Source organism: Ulvibacter litoralis, assembly GCF_900102055.1.
Lineage (GTDB): Bacteria > Bacteroidota > Bacteroidia > Flavobacteriales > Flavobacteriaceae > Ulvibacter > Ulvibacter litoralis.
In genome coordinates this window covers 70,420-85,057 of record NZ_FNBA01000002.1, presented here as the reverse complement: position 1 = coordinate 85,057, position 14,638 = coordinate 70,420, and the positions used below count along the sequence as shown (strand labels likewise).

General features: G+C 36.4%; 16 protein-coding genes. 13 read left to right on the top strand and 3 right to left on the bottom strand.

Annotation, left to right across the window (positions count from 1 at the left end; genetic code table 11):
- The first annotated feature begins 27 nt into the window (after positions 1-27).
- Both BLQ00_RS06395 and BLQ00_RS06390 read left to right on the top strand, forming a co-directional pair.
- Positions 28-1,101: a glycosyltransferase family 9 protein gene (locus tag BLQ00_RS06395; RefSeq protein ID WP_093142114.1), complete on the top strand. Its 1,074-nt coding sequence runs from the start codon at positions 28-30 to the stop codon at positions 1,099-1,101.
- Between the two features lies 1 nt (position 1,102).
- On the top strand, positions 1,103-1,684 hold the full coding sequence (locus tag BLQ00_RS06390; protein ID WP_093142111.1) for a class I SAM-dependent methyltransferase: 582 nt from the start codon (positions 1,103-1,105) through the stop codon (positions 1,682-1,684).
- A 22-nt stretch (positions 1,685-1,706) separates the two neighbouring features.
- Here BLQ00_RS06390 and BLQ00_RS06385 read toward each other — a convergent pair whose 3' ends face one another.
- Together BLQ00_RS06385 and BLQ00_RS06380 are read right to left on the bottom strand one after the other, a co-directional pair.
- Positions 1,707-2,531: a glycosyltransferase family 2 protein gene (locus tag BLQ00_RS06385; protein ID WP_093142108.1), complete on the bottom strand. Its 825-nt coding sequence runs from the start codon at positions 2,529-2,531 to the stop codon at positions 1,707-1,709.
- A gap of 16 nt (positions 2,532-2,547) precedes the next feature.
- Entirely contained in the window at positions 2,548-3,507 is a 960-nt protein-coding gene (locus BLQ00_RS06380; RefSeq protein ID WP_093142105.1) for a class I SAM-dependent methyltransferase, read from the bottom strand.
- A gap of 55 nt (positions 3,508-3,562) precedes the next feature.
- Between BLQ00_RS06380 and BLQ00_RS06375 the strand changes: the two genes are divergently transcribed.
- The gene (locus tag BLQ00_RS06375) at positions 3,563-4,300 is read left to right on the top strand and encodes a glycosyltransferase family 2 protein (RefSeq protein ID WP_093142102.1); all 738 of its coding nucleotides are present in this window, start codon (positions 3,563-3,565) and stop codon (positions 4,298-4,300) included.
- 3 nt (positions 4,301-4,303) lie between these two features.
- Here BLQ00_RS06375 and BLQ00_RS06370 read toward each other — a convergent pair whose 3' ends face one another.
- Positions 4,304-5,029, bottom strand: coding sequence for a polysaccharide deacetylase family protein (locus tag BLQ00_RS06370; RefSeq protein ID WP_229792616.1), 726 nt, complete (start codon positions 5,027-5,029; stop codon positions 4,304-4,306).
- Positions 5,030-5,067: 38 nt separating this feature from the next.
- On the opposite strand from BLQ00_RS06370, the gene BLQ00_RS06365 reads away from it, so the two are divergent.
- The 10 genes from BLQ00_RS06365 to BLQ00_RS06320 all read left to right on the top strand — a co-directional run bounded on the left by BLQ00_RS06365 (position 5,068) and on the right by BLQ00_RS06320 (position 14,573).
- Positions 5,068-5,829: a glycosyltransferase family 2 protein gene (locus BLQ00_RS06365; protein WP_093142101.1), complete on the top strand. Its 762-nt coding sequence runs from the start codon at positions 5,068-5,070 to the stop codon at positions 5,827-5,829.
- A 3-nt stretch (positions 5,830-5,832) separates the two neighbouring features.
- Entirely contained in the window at positions 5,833-6,903 is a 1,071-nt protein-coding gene (locus BLQ00_RS06360; protein WP_093142098.1) for a glycosyltransferase family 4 protein, read from the top strand.
- A 6-nt stretch (positions 6,904-6,909) separates the two neighbouring features.
- Positions 6,910-7,824 (top strand): glycosyltransferase family 2 protein, encoded by a 915-nt coding sequence (locus tag BLQ00_RS06355; RefSeq protein ID WP_093142096.1) that lies wholly within the window; start codon positions 6,910-6,912, stop codon positions 7,822-7,824.
- Positions 7,814-8,374, top strand: coding sequence for an L-threonylcarbamoyladenylate synthase (locus BLQ00_RS06350; RefSeq protein WP_093142093.1), 561 nt, complete (start codon positions 7,814-7,816; stop codon positions 8,372-8,374). Before BLQ00_RS06355 ends, BLQ00_RS06350 begins: the two co-directional genes overlap by 11 nt.
- Before the next feature lie 3 nt (positions 8,375-8,377).
- Positions 8,378-9,802 (top strand): CCA tRNA nucleotidyltransferase, encoded by a 1,425-nt coding sequence (locus tag BLQ00_RS06345; protein ID WP_093142091.1) that lies wholly within the window; start codon positions 8,378-8,380, stop codon positions 9,800-9,802.
- A 90-nt stretch (positions 9,803-9,892) separates the two neighbouring features.
- Positions 9,893-10,906 (top strand): COX15/CtaA family protein, encoded by a 1,014-nt coding sequence (locus tag BLQ00_RS06340; RefSeq protein WP_093142088.1) that lies wholly within the window; start codon positions 9,893-9,895, stop codon positions 10,904-10,906.
- 141 nt (positions 10,907-11,047) lie between these two features.
- Positions 11,048-11,581 (top strand): IS1096 element passenger TnpR family protein, encoded by a 534-nt coding sequence (locus BLQ00_RS06335; RefSeq protein WP_093142086.1) that lies wholly within the window; start codon positions 11,048-11,050, stop codon positions 11,579-11,581.
- A gap of 43 nt (positions 11,582-11,624) precedes the next feature.
- The gene (locus BLQ00_RS06330) at positions 11,625-12,683 is read left to right on the top strand and encodes a nucleoid-associated protein (protein ID WP_093142083.1); all 1,059 of its coding nucleotides are present in this window, start codon (positions 11,625-11,627) and stop codon (positions 12,681-12,683) included.
- A 142-nt stretch (positions 12,684-12,825) separates the two neighbouring features.
- Positions 12,826-13,728 (top strand): ABC transporter ATP-binding protein, encoded by a 903-nt coding sequence (locus tag BLQ00_RS06325; protein WP_093142082.1) that lies wholly within the window; start codon positions 12,826-12,828, stop codon positions 13,726-13,728.
- Positions 13,729-13,733: 5 nt separating this feature from the next.
- Positions 13,734-14,573: an ABC transporter permease gene (locus BLQ00_RS06320; protein ID WP_093142079.1), complete on the top strand. Its 840-nt coding sequence runs from the start codon at positions 13,734-13,736 to the stop codon at positions 14,571-14,573.
- Positions 14,574-14,638 lie beyond the last annotated feature (65 nt).

Sequence of the window (14,638 nt, the reverse complement as noted above, 5' to 3'; positions counted from 1 at the left end):
ATTAAGTACTTTGCGAAGGTAATCTTTATGACTAAAATACTCGTAATACAGAACAAAAGAATTGGGGACGTACTCATAAGTTCGGTCATCGCTAATAATATTAAAAAGGTTTTTCCCGATAGCCAAGTTACTTATTTTGTGTACGATTACACAACGGGTGTCCTAGAAAACAACCCAAATATTGATCGTATTATTACGGCAAATGATAAAGAACTAAAAAAGTTTCCGAAGTTATTAAAAACCATTGCTGCGGTTAAAAAAGAAGAATACGATATCATTTTCGACTCGTATGCGAAGTTTCAAAGCAGGTTGTTATGCCTTTTTTCGGGTGCTAAATATAGAATCGGATTTAAAAGGGCGCACAAAACCTTAAAAATTCCATTTTACACCCACCCTATTAATTTCTTGGATGATAAAACGCAGTTCTGCGGAAAAGCCATAGAGGACAGACTAAACATCGTTAATTCTGTTTTCCCGCTGAAAGATCCGGATGATCGTCCGAAGATTTATTTAACGGAAGCTGAAAAAAATTACAATAGCATTGCACATATAAAGAAGCCAGTGGTAATGTTTACGGTACTGGGAAGCACACTCCCAAAATCGATGCCTTTTGACTATGTCGCAACACTTATCGATTACATCACAGCAACGTACAACGCTACTATTCTATTTAATTACGGGCCTACCCAAAAAGAAGACGCGTTAAAAATCTACGCCCTTTGCAAAAACAAGGAACAAATAAACCTTGATGTGTATGAAGATTCCATTCGTGGTTTCATTAAGTTAATGAATCAGTGTGATGTTTTAATTGCAAATGAAGGCGGAACTGTTCACATTACTAAAGCTTTGGACAAACCAACGTTTACCATTTATTCGCCCTACATTGAAAAAGGTGATTGGAATAGTTTTGAAGATGGAATTATGCACGATTCTGTGCATTTATTAGAAGAAAAGCCTCAATTATTTGAAGAGTTTACAAGAGAATCTCGAAAGATCATTGAAGAAAACCCTGAGCAACTGTACCGAGAATTAACCCCAGAAATGATTCTTAGTAAGCTAAAACCCTTTTTAGAGCATCATTTAAAAGAAGCAAAAAAGTAATATGAATATCCTGGACAAATTTCATAATTGGAGACGTAAAAAACGTTGGGACAAGCAGTATAAAAAAGGGCTATGGAATAATTTGAAAAGTGAGAAAGAAGCGAAACGCTATTACCAAATTATAGATTATTTAAAAACTTATGGCGTAGAAAACCCAGCAATCTTAGACATTGGCTGTGGCGATGGTGTGCTTAACCAACGCATGCAAGATGTTGCTTTCTCTTCTTTTTTAGGAGTTGATTTTTCTGAAGTCTCTATACAACAAGCCAAGGCTAAAAACTTTCCGAAGGCAGAATTTATAGCTGCAGACGCACACACTTTTACACCTACAAACTCTTTTGATGTGATTGTTTTTAACGAAGCTTTTTACTACATCCACGATTCAGAAAAAGAAAATGTACTGAATCGAATACTCGCAAAATTGAACCCTAACGGAGTTATTATCACTTCTATTTACAGAGAAGGTACAGGTTGTTGGGAGTTTTTTAAAGAGAACCCAAAATTAAAAGAATTAGATTTTACAACAGTTACTACAGACGAAGCCCTTCAGTATTGGAAAATAGGTGCTTATAAAAAAGTGTAAAACCCTCTTTTCGTCTTACTACTTACTTCTTATTTTTCACAATCCCGTTGTCGGTCCAAATACTATTATTTGCTTTAACAGCATCTCGAATCGCTCTGTTTTTCACTAGCATTTCTTCTTTCACATAGCCTCTAGGGTGATCTAAATGCACGGTAATCGCACTGTATCGAATCTGAAGTCCTTTTATGCCATTGTTCATCATTCGTTCGCCGAGTTCTCTATCTTCCCCTCCGTATTGCATACGTTCATCAAAACCGTTTACCGCGACGATTTCATCTTTCCACCCAGACGCATTATGACCGTTCCAAGTAGCCGTTGTAGTTGTAATAGCATTCAGAATTCCCGCCTTAATAGGTCCTGCTGTAAGTTTGCTATTTTTGAATGAAGATTTTAGTCCATGCTTTTTTAACCACTTTATATCAAAACAACGTTCGGTATAAATATCTTCTTTCGTAATTGCTTCAGAAATATTCATAGGTAGTTTAAAGTATCCACCTGACAAAAAGTGACCTTCAACACGGTATTTTACATGTACTTCCACAAAATCTTTCCGTGGAATGCAATCACCATCGGTCATGATAATATAAGGTGTGCTACACTTTTCAACCGCTTTATTTAAAATTTTTGTCTTCTGAAACCCATCATCTTCGTGCCAAACATGTACAATAGGAAAGAATACTTCCTTCTGAAGGCGCACTAACACATCGGCCGTTTCTTGGGTAGAACCATCATCGGCAATTACAACTTCAAACATACGATAAGTCTGATTGTTGAAGCCATACAAAACCTTTTCCAACCAAGCAGGAGAGTTATAGGTACTAATTATAATAGAAGTGTCTAATTTCATTGCGGCAAAGGTATTTTTATTTCTTACGTAAATAAAAGGCTGCTTGATCTCCCATCTCCTCTTTATTAAGTTTTTTTGCTTTTTGTTTGTACTTGAAATTTTTAAGCTTTCGTTTCATCGAGACTGAAAAGCCTTTAGGTTTTGGATCGGATAATGGAATGTCTTTCAAATATTTTTCGCTACCTTCAAACTGAAAGTGATTTGCATCATACGCTACTTTATAAACCTCAAACCCTGTTTTTTCGGCAAGGATATCCATACTCTCTTTAGAATGTAAAAAGAAATGTCTCGGCGCATCCAATTGCACCCAATCCGTTTTATAGTGCTCCCAAGCATAGGATGAAACCGTTGGAATTCGGAGAATACATACACCATTGTCTGCTAACAATTCCTTTACCTTTTCTAAGTTTTCAAAAGGATCTGGAAGATGTTCAAATGCGTGGTGGTACGTAATTATATCGAAAGGGCCTTTCATGGTATACACCCATTCGTTTTTTATGGTCAATCCATTATCATAAGTAATTGTTTCCTTCAAATAAGGATCACATCCAAGTACATTTTTAAAACCTACTTCCGCCAATGGATATAAAAAATTTCGTCCGTTTCCGCAGCCAACATCTAACAGACGTGTTTCTTTTGTTACGTTTAATCCATTAAATATTTTATATTCTTTTTTTCCGAAAATCTTTCCGAAGGTATTTTTATAAACAGGTCCTCCCAAAGCTGCAGCTCGGTATTGCTCTACTTTAACTGCCCCCTTGAACCCTTTAAATTTCTTCCCGTCATATTGATCAAAACTGTAGTAATCTGAAGGGTAATACTTTGACATATCTTCAGGAAAACGAACCATTTGCAAACACTTACAGACAGCACATTGAAAATAATCAAACTCTTCTCTCAGTCCGTACATCATTTCACGCGCCGTATAAGTTGTATTTCCTTCTGAATTTCCGCAAACGCGACATTTATTTGACATGGGTAGATTTTCCTATTAAAGCATCAAAGATAAAGTTATTTATTAAGTTTGCACCATGCCAACACTAACAGTAATTATACCTACGTACAATGAAGCCGACTATATAAAAGATGCGTTGCAATCGGTTGCGTTTGCCGATCAAATTATTGTAGTCGATTCGTTTAGCACCGATGCTACGGTAGAAATCGCAAAACCGTTGGCATCCAATTTTATATCTCGAAAATTCGATAACTTTTCGGCTCAAAAAAACGCAGCATTAGAGCACGCAACCGGCGATTGGGTTTTATTTATCGATGCCGACGAACGTGTTACAAGATCGTTAGAAGCTGAGATTAAATGTACGCTCGAAAATCCGAAACACAGTGGTTACAAAATAAATTTTCCGCATTTTTTCATGACGCGTTTCTTATATTTCCAAAGCAACGACGTATTGCGTTTGGTACAACGAAAAGGGGCACATTTTACAGGTTTGGTTCACGAAAAACTACATTGCAATGGTAGTGTTGGGAAACTGAAGCAAAAAATGATTCACTACACCTATAAAGGACTGCATCATTACATTACTAAAAAAGAAAAATACGCATGGTTTCAGGCGCAACAACGCTTTGAAAAGAATAAGAAAACCACATATTTCCACTTATTTTTCAAACCTTCGTATCGTTTTTTCGATTCGTTTATTAAAAAAGGAGGCTTCCGAAACGGGGTTCCAGGATTGGTGTTAGCAGCTGTAGATTCGTACGGTGTTTTTTCTCGCTATGTAAAATTGATTCTTTTGCAAAAAGGAATGAAATAACTATTAAAATAACTTTCCAAATCTCAATTTCCAAGCAAAGGTTGCCATTGTATATTCTCCTTTCACATCGATACGTTGTATTTCGAAAGGTTTTTTAAACGGAAAACGATTTACACGATTTCCAATGCGCGTTCCAAATACAAATTGATTGGATTGTAATTGCTTGATAAATTTTTTCTTTTCTGAAACTTCTCTCGGATACTTCCCATACGGATACGCAACAACAGCTGAAAAAGGCAATTCATTTTCTGAAGCTGCCCGAAAACAAAGCTCTGTGTCTTCTTTAATTTCAGCTTTCGACAATTCGTTATACCGTTTGTGAAAATAGGAATGATACCCAAGTTCAATACGCGTAGCTGGTAATGACCGTAATTGCTCAGCAGTCATAATAGGCAATGTAGCTGTATTCCACTCATCTGTTTTCCCTAAATAGGCCAACGGCACAAAAAACGTCGCTTTTAGGTCATATTTTTCTAACAATGGAAGCACGTAATCCAACTGACTTACATAGCCATCGTCAAACGTAATGACTACATTTTTTTTAGAAGATAGCTTTTCAAGATCCATCAAATCTTTAAAATGATAGCTTTTATAACCGTTCTTCGCTAAATAGGCAAATTGTTTTTCAAGCTTTTCTACCGAAATGGTAAGCTCCTTACTGGTTGTAGGAGACACATCATGGTACATTAAAATAGGTAGTTTGCGCACAGAAGTTTTAAGTTTAATCACTGCAAAATTATTACTTTTGCGTAAACTACAAGCTACTATTGGAAAACTCCTTAAAAATTAGTGCAATTGCCATTACGCTTAACGAAGCGAAAGCCATGGAGGGGTTCTTAAAAAGCCTTGATTTTGCCGACGAAATTATTATTGTCGATTCGTTTAGCACAGATGAAACCGTTGCCATTGCTACAAAACACGAAAAGGTAACAGTCTTTCAACGAAAGTTCGACAATTTTTCAGCGCAAAAAAACTTCGCACTTTCGAAAGCTACGAACGATTGGATTGTATTTTTCGACCTAGATGAAGAAATTACCAAAGCACTTTCCGAAGAAATAGTAGAAACTTTACAACACCCGAAAGCCAATGCGTATTTTGTAAAACGTGATTTTTACTTTATGAATCGGCGCATTAAATACAGTGGCATGCAAAATGATTTTGTAATCCGTGTCTTTAACAAACAGTTCTGTCATTACAATGCGAATTTGGTACATGAAACGCTGGAAGTAGAAGGAGAAACTGCCCATTTAAAAAATAGACTTCCACATTATACCTACAAATCGTTTGATGCGTACACGCAAAAGCTACACGCTTACAGTGCGCTGCAAGCCAAAATGTTGTACAAAAAGAAAAAGCAAGCCAATTGGTATCACTTTTTTGTGCGTCCGTGGTGGCGTTTTAACCACCAGTATTTTATTAGATTAGGAATTTTGGATGGAAAAGAAGGTTTTATTTTAGCATATACAAGCGCTTTTGCTACCTTTAAGAGATATGTAAATTTATGGATGCTGTATCGTAAAATAGACTAAGTCATGAAAAAAGTTTTTTTGGAATCTCACAACCTTAAGAATAAATATTCGGGCTTCGGTCAGTTTAATTACCATCTTATAAAAGCACTTGCTAAAACACCGCTGAAAGGCTTCAAAATTACCTTGCACGCTAAAAATGTGAAGGAATTAAAAGCTGAGTTTGGTTCTACTTTTAAATACAAGAAATACCGCTCCATCACGCGTCACAAACCTTTCAGAATAAAGAAAAAATACAACCTTTGGCATTGCTTAAATCAGAATATTAAAGTGGAACCCTTTTTTAATATTCCTTATTTATTAACGGTACATGATGTGCATTTTGTGGAAGAAGGTTCTTCTCTATTACAAGCAAAACTGAAAGCGAAATTTAACGAGAAGTTGAAACGCGCTAATGGAATTGTGTATATTTCTGAATTTGCTAAAAAAGATACCCACCACCATTTTAACGTGCCAAACATTCCGGAATATGTAATTTACAACGGAAATACCATTACCGATATTTCTATTCCTGAAGGCTACAAGCCCGAAATCACTTCAGAACGACCGTTTTTGTTTTCTATTGGTGACTTTAGCGAGCGTAAAAACTTTATCACTTTGGTAGAAATGCTTCAGTTTTTGCCAGAGTACAACTTAATTCTATCTGGAAATAACACCTCTATTTACGCCGACAAGCTTACCGCTTTAGTGAAAGAATACGGTTTTGAAAATCGGGTGTTTCAGACTGGAAAAATAGAAGACCTTCAAAAGCAATACTACTTGCAACATTGCGATGCGTTTGTATTTCCATCGTTGCGAGAAGGTTTCGGTATTCCTCCCATTGAAGCCATGCGCTTCGGAAAACCTGTTTTTATATCAAACAATACATCGTTGCCTGAAATTGGGGGTGAACATAGTTTTTACTGGGATCATTACGATCCGCAATACATGGCCGAAACCCTTCAACTAGGAATGGCACGGTTTCACAATGCGCAAGAGTTTTACGAAAATTGGTATGTAAATCGTGCTAAAAGCTTCAGTTGGGAAACCACCGCACAACAGTATGTCGAGGTATATAAAAAATTGCTAAATCTATAACGCTGTATGAAAGACATTGCAGTCATTCTTATTAATTACAACACCTCAAAGTACACCTTAAAATGTATTGAAGCAGTCGTGGGTTTAACTTCGGAAGCTGTGTCGTATCAGATTATTGTGGTAGATAACAATTCGGAACTTGCAGATTATAAACATCTGAAACAAAACTTTCCGAAGAAAGAATACATTCAGCTTTTTAGAAGCGACCTCAACACCGGATTTGGAGGAGGAAATATGTATGGTTACCAACATGCTAACGCCAAGTATGTATTGTTCTTGAACAATGATGCCATGCTGCAAAATGACTGCCTTAGCATTTTGTATCGCTACATGGAACACAATCCGCCCGTAGGCGTTTGCACTGCACAAAATTACGACGAACACAACAACCTTGTTCCTTCGTTCGATCATAATAAAGGACTCCGTCGCTTGCTCTTCGGAAGAGGTTTTTTGGAGAAAATGAATCCGAAACGCTACCCGAAACGCAAAAAAAAATACACCCAGCCTATAAAAGTGGATTGGGTAAATGGTGCCTTTCTATTTTTTAACGCAAAGGCATTTGAAGAAGCTGGCGGATTTGATCCTAACATTTTTCTGTATTGGGAAGAAATGGATATTTGCTACCGACTTAAAAAATTAGGGTATAGCAGTATGCTAGTGCCTGAAGCTAAAATTTTACACTACCAAGGCGTGAGCATCGGAAGCTCCCCTGAAATTGACAAAGAGGCGTATATCTCTTATTTATATGTGCTTCGGAAAAACTTCGGATTCATAAAATATGTAACCATCCGAAAATATTTGGTTGCGGCCATCTTACTGAAACCTAAAAAATGGTATTTATTATCGGTACTTCTGAAGCTAAATCCTTCAAAAGCATCTTTAAAACACAAACAAACACCTCGAACTTTCGATGAAAACTGAACTTGAAAATGCACTCGCTGTCTTAAAAAAAGGGGGCCTTATTTTATATCCAACCGATACCGTTTGGGGAATTGGTTGCGATTCGACACATCCAAAAGCGATTGAGCGTATTTACGAACTTAAAAAACGCGCCAACGACAAATCGTTAATTTGCTTGGTAAGTGACTTGCGAATGCTCGAACAATTTGTAGAGCAAATTCCAAAAGGCGCTTACGATGTTTTAAAGTTTTCGGTAGATCCCACAACCATTGTTTACGACAATCCAATACGTGTTTCTGAAACTTTAATTGCAGCAGACGATTCGCTTGCCTATCGTATTGTAGACAATGAATTTTGTCAAAAACTAATCCGAAAACTGAAGCGTCCAATTGTTTCTACTTCGGCAAATATTAGTGGCGAAAAAACACCGTTAAACTTTCAAGAAATAAGTCAGGAGATTTTGGATGGCGTTGACTATGTCGTAAATTTGCAGCGTGATAAAAAGGCTGGAAAACCGTCCACTATTATCAAAATTAAAAATGACGGAACGGTTACAGTGCTCAGAAAATAAAAAATGCAAACATCCCAAAATTTAAAAACCGCTTTACAAAACCCTGTATTTAATACAATTGCGAAAGCAGCTTCTAACCTTAACCTAGAATGTTATGTAATTGGCGGATTTGTTCGGGATTACATCTTAAAAAGAGGTACTGCTAAAGACATTGATATTGTGGCTGTAGGAAGTGGTATTGAGCTTGCCAAAGAAGTTTCTAAATTATTACCTGGAAAACCAAACGTTTCAGTCTTCAAAAATTACGGTACTGCAATGTTAAAATCAGGCGGTATTGAACTTGAATTTGTAGGTGCTCGAAAAGAGTCCTATTCCGAAGAAAGCAGAAATCCAGAAGTTGAAAATGGTACCCTAGAAGACGATCAAAACAGGCGCGATTTTACCATTAACGCCATGGCAATTAGCGTTAATCAAGATTCATACGGTGCGTTACTCGATCCTTTTAATGGGTTACAAGATTTAGAGTACAGAACGATTAAAACACCTTTAGATCCAGACATTACTTACAGCGACGACCCGTTACGAATGATGCGCGCTATTCGATTTGCCTCTCAGTTAGACTTTACCATTGAAAAAAAATCACTAGACGCCATCACAAAAAATGCAAGTCGGATCAAAATTATCTCTAACGAGCGTATTGTTGACGAATTACATAAAATAATTGCTTCGGAAGTGCCTTCAAAAGGATTTAGCTTGTTGCATAAAACAGGATTACTCCCTTTTATATTACCAGAATTAGTCGCACTACAAGGAATTGATGAAAAAGAAGGTCAACGCCACAAAGATAACTTTTGGCACACCTTAGAAGTAGTAGATAATATTGCGCAAGCCACAGACGACCTTTGGTTGCGATGGGCGGCTTTATTACACGACATCGGAAAAGCACCAACCAAACGCTTTGACAAAAAAATAGGTTGGACGTTTCACGCACACGAATTTGTAGGTTCAAAAATGGTCTACAAACTCTTTAAACGTCTCAAAATGCCACTGAACGAGAAGATGAAGTTTGTTCAGAAAATGGTATTGATGAGCTCCCGCCCCATTGTATTGGCTTCAGAAGTAACCGATAGCGCTGTACGTAGATTGGTTTTTGACGCTGGCGAACATGTGGAAGATTTAATGACCCTTTGCGAAGCAGATATCACGACTAAAAATCCGAAGAAATTCAAAAAATACCATCAAAATTTTAAGTTGGTTCGCGATAAGATTGTAGAAGTAGAAGAACGCGATCATATTCGAAACTTTCAACCTCCCGTTAGCGGAGAAGAAATCATGACCACATTTGGACTGAAACCTTCTCGCGAAATCGGACTTATAAAAGATGCGATTAAAGAAGCTATTTTAGAAGGTGACATTCCAAATGAATACGAAGCGGCGCGCCAATTTATGCTGAAAAAAGGAAAAGAACTTGGATTGAAGCTGATTTAAAAAGAAGTAAATCTGTCCCCTCGAGCGCAGTCGAGAGGTCAATAGTACTAAAACAAGTAGGTCTCGGCTGCGCTCGACCAGACATTGAATATGCAACAAAACAAAAAAGTAATCTACTGGCTTTTAACAGGATGTGCTCTCATATTTGTAATGGTAGTAGTGGGCGGCATCACACGATTAACACATTCCGGACTTTCAATTTCAAATTACAAACTTATTTCGGGTACGCTTCCTCCCATGAATGAGGTGGAATGGAATGAGGCCTTCGAGTTGTACAAACAATATCCTGAATATCAAAAACTAAACAATCACTTTTCGTTAGAAGATTTTAAAGATATCTTCTTTTGGGAATGGCTACACCGTGTTATTGGCCGATTTATTGGAATGGTATTTCTAATTCCTTTTCTTTATTTTCTGCTGAAAAAGCAGCTTTCAAAAAAAACAGTAAAAAAATGCCTCTTAATACTTTTTCTTGGAGGATTTCAAGGGTTTCTAGGTTGGTATATGGTAAAAAGTGGCTTGGTAGATAATCCAGATGTGAGCCATTTCCGTTTGGCAATGCATTTAACTACTGCATTTATTACGTTCGCTTATACATTATGGGTCGCTTTAGATCTTTGGTTTCCGAAGAAAAAAGAAATTGATATAACATTGAGAAACCTTATTCGTATTGGAATGGGAGTTTTAATCCTTCAAATTATTTGGGGCGCATTTGTTGCAGGACTTGATGCTGGCTGGATTCACAATCACTGGCCCTTGATGAACGATGGCAAATTAATTCATGAAACTGTTACTATTGAACAAACTCCTGTTTGGAAAAATTTTGTAGAAGGAAAAAGTGGCGTTCAGTTTGTACATCGTTATATGGCGTATGTAGTGGTATTCTTAATTGGTCTTATCTGGTACAAAACACGAAAAGTTACAGCTACAATTCCGCAGAAAAAAGGAGTACACGTCCTTGTTGCACTCGTGCTAGTTCAATTTATACTTGGAGTGTTTACTTTAATTTTACAAGTTCCTGTCGTTTTAGGAGTATTGCATCAAGTAGTCGCATTTTTTCTACTTGCGGCAATGACTTTTACACTGCATAGGTATAGTAAATAAAAACTTAAATATTAAGTTTAAAATCATTTGGAATTCATAAAATGATCTTAGATGTAATATGCGTAATTTTTCCTTTTACATCAAAAAATAGTCGTTCCTTATGAAGCAAAAACAATATCTTTGCAATCTTAAATTTTTGATATGATTTACCGTTTTAGAATAATTCTCGACGCAAAAGAAGATGTGATTCGTGATATTGAAATTGAAGAAACCGCAACCTTAGAAGACTTTCATAATGTCATCACACAAGCCTATGGTTTTGAAGGGCAAGAGATGGCTTCTTTTTATACAAGTAATGACGAGTGGGAACAAGAAGAAGAAATTCCATTGTTTGATATGAGCGAAGTCCCTGGTGCTTTACGTGTCATGAGCGAAACCCTTCTGCAAAATGTAGTTTCTGAAAATAGCACCAAATTAATCTACGTATACGACTTTTTAACCATGTGGACTTTTTTAGTTGAGCTCGCTGAAATTGCTGAACCTGAAGCCGGTATGATGTATCCAAACCTAATGTTCGCACACGGTGAAATTCCAGATGATGCCCCGCATAAAAAATACGTTGGAAAAGGAGAAGACGACGAGGACGATGATGTAGATGATTTTTACGACGACGACGAATTCGATCTGGACCCTGAAGATTACGACACCCTCGACTTTGACGAAAACTGGAATTAATCTTCCTTACTACGCTTACCTAATTTAATTCTAAAGATTCAAAATGATCAACTTATATTCTGCGCATATTGCTTCCTTATCTATTCATAGAGTTGGGAATAAAAGTAAAAATGAGCCTATATTACTTTCCGAAGAAGTTTACCAAACAGACGACGAAATTACTCCTTTATTAAAAGAGTTTTTTCTGAAACCTTTTCGAGAAAAAGAAGAAAATTACTTTCAATTTGCCCACGATACCGACTTAGAATTTCACGAAATATTTTCTATTGCTTCGGAAGTGTTTGCAGATCCAAGTACGATTCACCAAGCCAGTAAAAAAATTACCCAACACCTTTACGATCAATCGATGCACCCACACATTAAAAGTGGAGAAGTCTACATCGCCTTTTTTGAAGGTTTACAGATTGACAACGAAAAGGTAAACGGAATTGGAATATTCAAATCGGAGCTAAAACAAGATTTTCTTCAATTTTCTGAAACCCAAAACCAATTAGAAGCCAACCTACAACAAGGAGTAAATCTCAACAAATTAGACAAAGGCTGTCTTATTTTTAATGTCAAAAAAGAAGAAGGTTATAAAGTACTTTCTGTAGATAGCAATCGCTACGATGCGCGTTATTGGTTAGAGAGCTTTTTAGGGGTTGACCCTTGTGAAGACGATAACTTCAAAACAAAAAAGTACTTAAAATTTTGTCAAGACTTTGCTAAGGAAGTTGTGCTTCCTGCAGAAGATAAAAAACAAGAGGTTTTATTCATGAATCGTGCTGTGAATCATTTTGCGAAAAATGATAGTTTTGAGGAGTCTGCATTCATGAATGACGTGATAGACAATCCTGATTTAATACCTGAGTTTAACAACTATAAAAACGAGAAAGCTCCTAAATATAGCATTCAAGACTTAACATCGTTTCCTATTGCAAATACAGCAGTAACAGCAGCTAGAAAGAAAATTAAAAATGTAATTAATCTAGATACAAACATTCAGATTAAGTTAGATTTTATCAATGCTGAAAGTGCCGATCGTTTTGTAGAAAAAGGATGGGATGAAGAAAAACAAATGTATTATTATTTGGTGTATTTCAACAAAGAAGAAAAATCGTAAGTCGTTACAAACGAAACTACAAAACAATATAAATCCTAGGTTCTAGTTACTGAATCTAGGATTTTTCTGTACATCCCTTTTGGTTATCTTGTAACAAATTTGAAGCTCGCTCGTCATACCAATAACTAAACACCAAAAAACAATGCAAGGAAATGCCATCCTCACGATTCGTAACCTTACTAAAAAATTTGGATCACTTACTGCCGTAGATGATCTTTCTTTTACCATAGAAAAAGGAAACGTTTACGGAATTCTAGGTCCGAACGGAAGTGGAAAATCGACCACTCTCGGAATTGTACTAAACGTTGTAAACAGAACCAAAGGTGAGTTTCATTGGTTTGACGGGAGCGGAACCACGCACGAAGCGTTAAAAAAAGTTGGGGCAATTATCGAGCATCCTAATTTCTATCCGTATATGACAGCCGTTCAAAATCTTGAATTGGTTTGCAAAATAAAAGAAGTGTCTTCGACTAAAATTGAAGAAAAGCTTGAAATTGTTGGCCTTTTAGAGCGTAAAAACAGTAAGTTTAGTTCTTTTTCACTCGGAATGAAACAACGCTTAGCGATTGCTTCTGCCCTATTAAACGATCCTGAAATTCTCATTCTTGATGAACCTACCAATGGATTAGATCCGCAGGGTATTCATCAAATACGTGAAATAATAAAAAAGATTGCTTCAGAAGGAACCACAATTTTATTGGCGTCGCATTTATTAGATGAAGTAGAAAAAGTGTGTTCTCATGTTGTAATTCTTCGGAAAGGAAAAAGTTTATACACAGGTACTGTCGATGGAATGAATGCCAGTCACGGCTTCTTCACTTTAAAAAGTAATGACTTAGTACTATTACAAGCCGCTTTGGAAGGACACAACGCCTTCGGAACTATTAAAACGGAAGGTGATCATCTTATCGCCTACTTGAACGAACCGATGGAAGCTTCCGAAGTAAACAAATTCCTTTTTAATCAAGGCATCACACTTTCACATCTTGTAAAACGCAAAGAAAGTCTTGAAGAACAATTCCTAGAACTTACCAAACAAAACTAAGCCACATGCTACGATTACTTAACATTGAACTTCAAAAAATAAAGTATAACAAGGCGGCTAAGATTATTTCTATCGTCTATTTTTCACTTATCTGCTTCATTGCTTTTATTGTTTCTATCGAGTTTAATTTTGGTGGAATCAACTTTAGAGTAGCCGATCAAGGTATTTTTAATTTTCCATTTATTTGGCATTTTAACTCGTGGATGGCTGCATGGCTTAAAATATTTTTAGCCATTGTAATTGTTTCCATTGTCGCCAATGAATACAGCTACCGAACGCTGAAACAAAACCTTATTGACGGACTTAGTAAAAAGGAATTTATCATTTCAAAAGTGCTTACCGTTGTATTGTTTTCAATAGTTTCTACTGTTTTTCTATTTATCGTTTCTCTAACTTTGGGATTGATATTTTCAGATTACACCGAGTTTTCAATCATATTTAGTGACTTAGAATATCTGTTTGCATATTTCTTAAAGCTAATTTGCTTCTTTAGCTTTTGTATGTTCTTGGCTTTTTGGGTAAAACGCTCAGCTTTCGCCTTAGGATTTTTAGGATTATGGCAAGTCATAGAAGGGCTAATCGCTATTTTATTTCAGTTTATAAAAGTGAAAACAGATGTCAATTTATTCGACTCAGTTTATAACTTTCTACCCTTAAACGCAATGTCTGACCTCATCACCGAACCTTTTTCAAGATTAGGTGCTGTGCAGTCGGCTGCAAATCAATTGGGAGAAAATTTTAACCAGAATTACGACGTTCAATGGTCAACAGTACTTATCACTATGGGTTGGACAGTATTGTTTATTTATGGATCGTATGCAATTTTAAAGCGTAGAGATTTATAAAACAAGACTTTATTCTTCGTTAGGAAGCTATAATACTGTTAGATATTCCTTATATTTAACAGTCA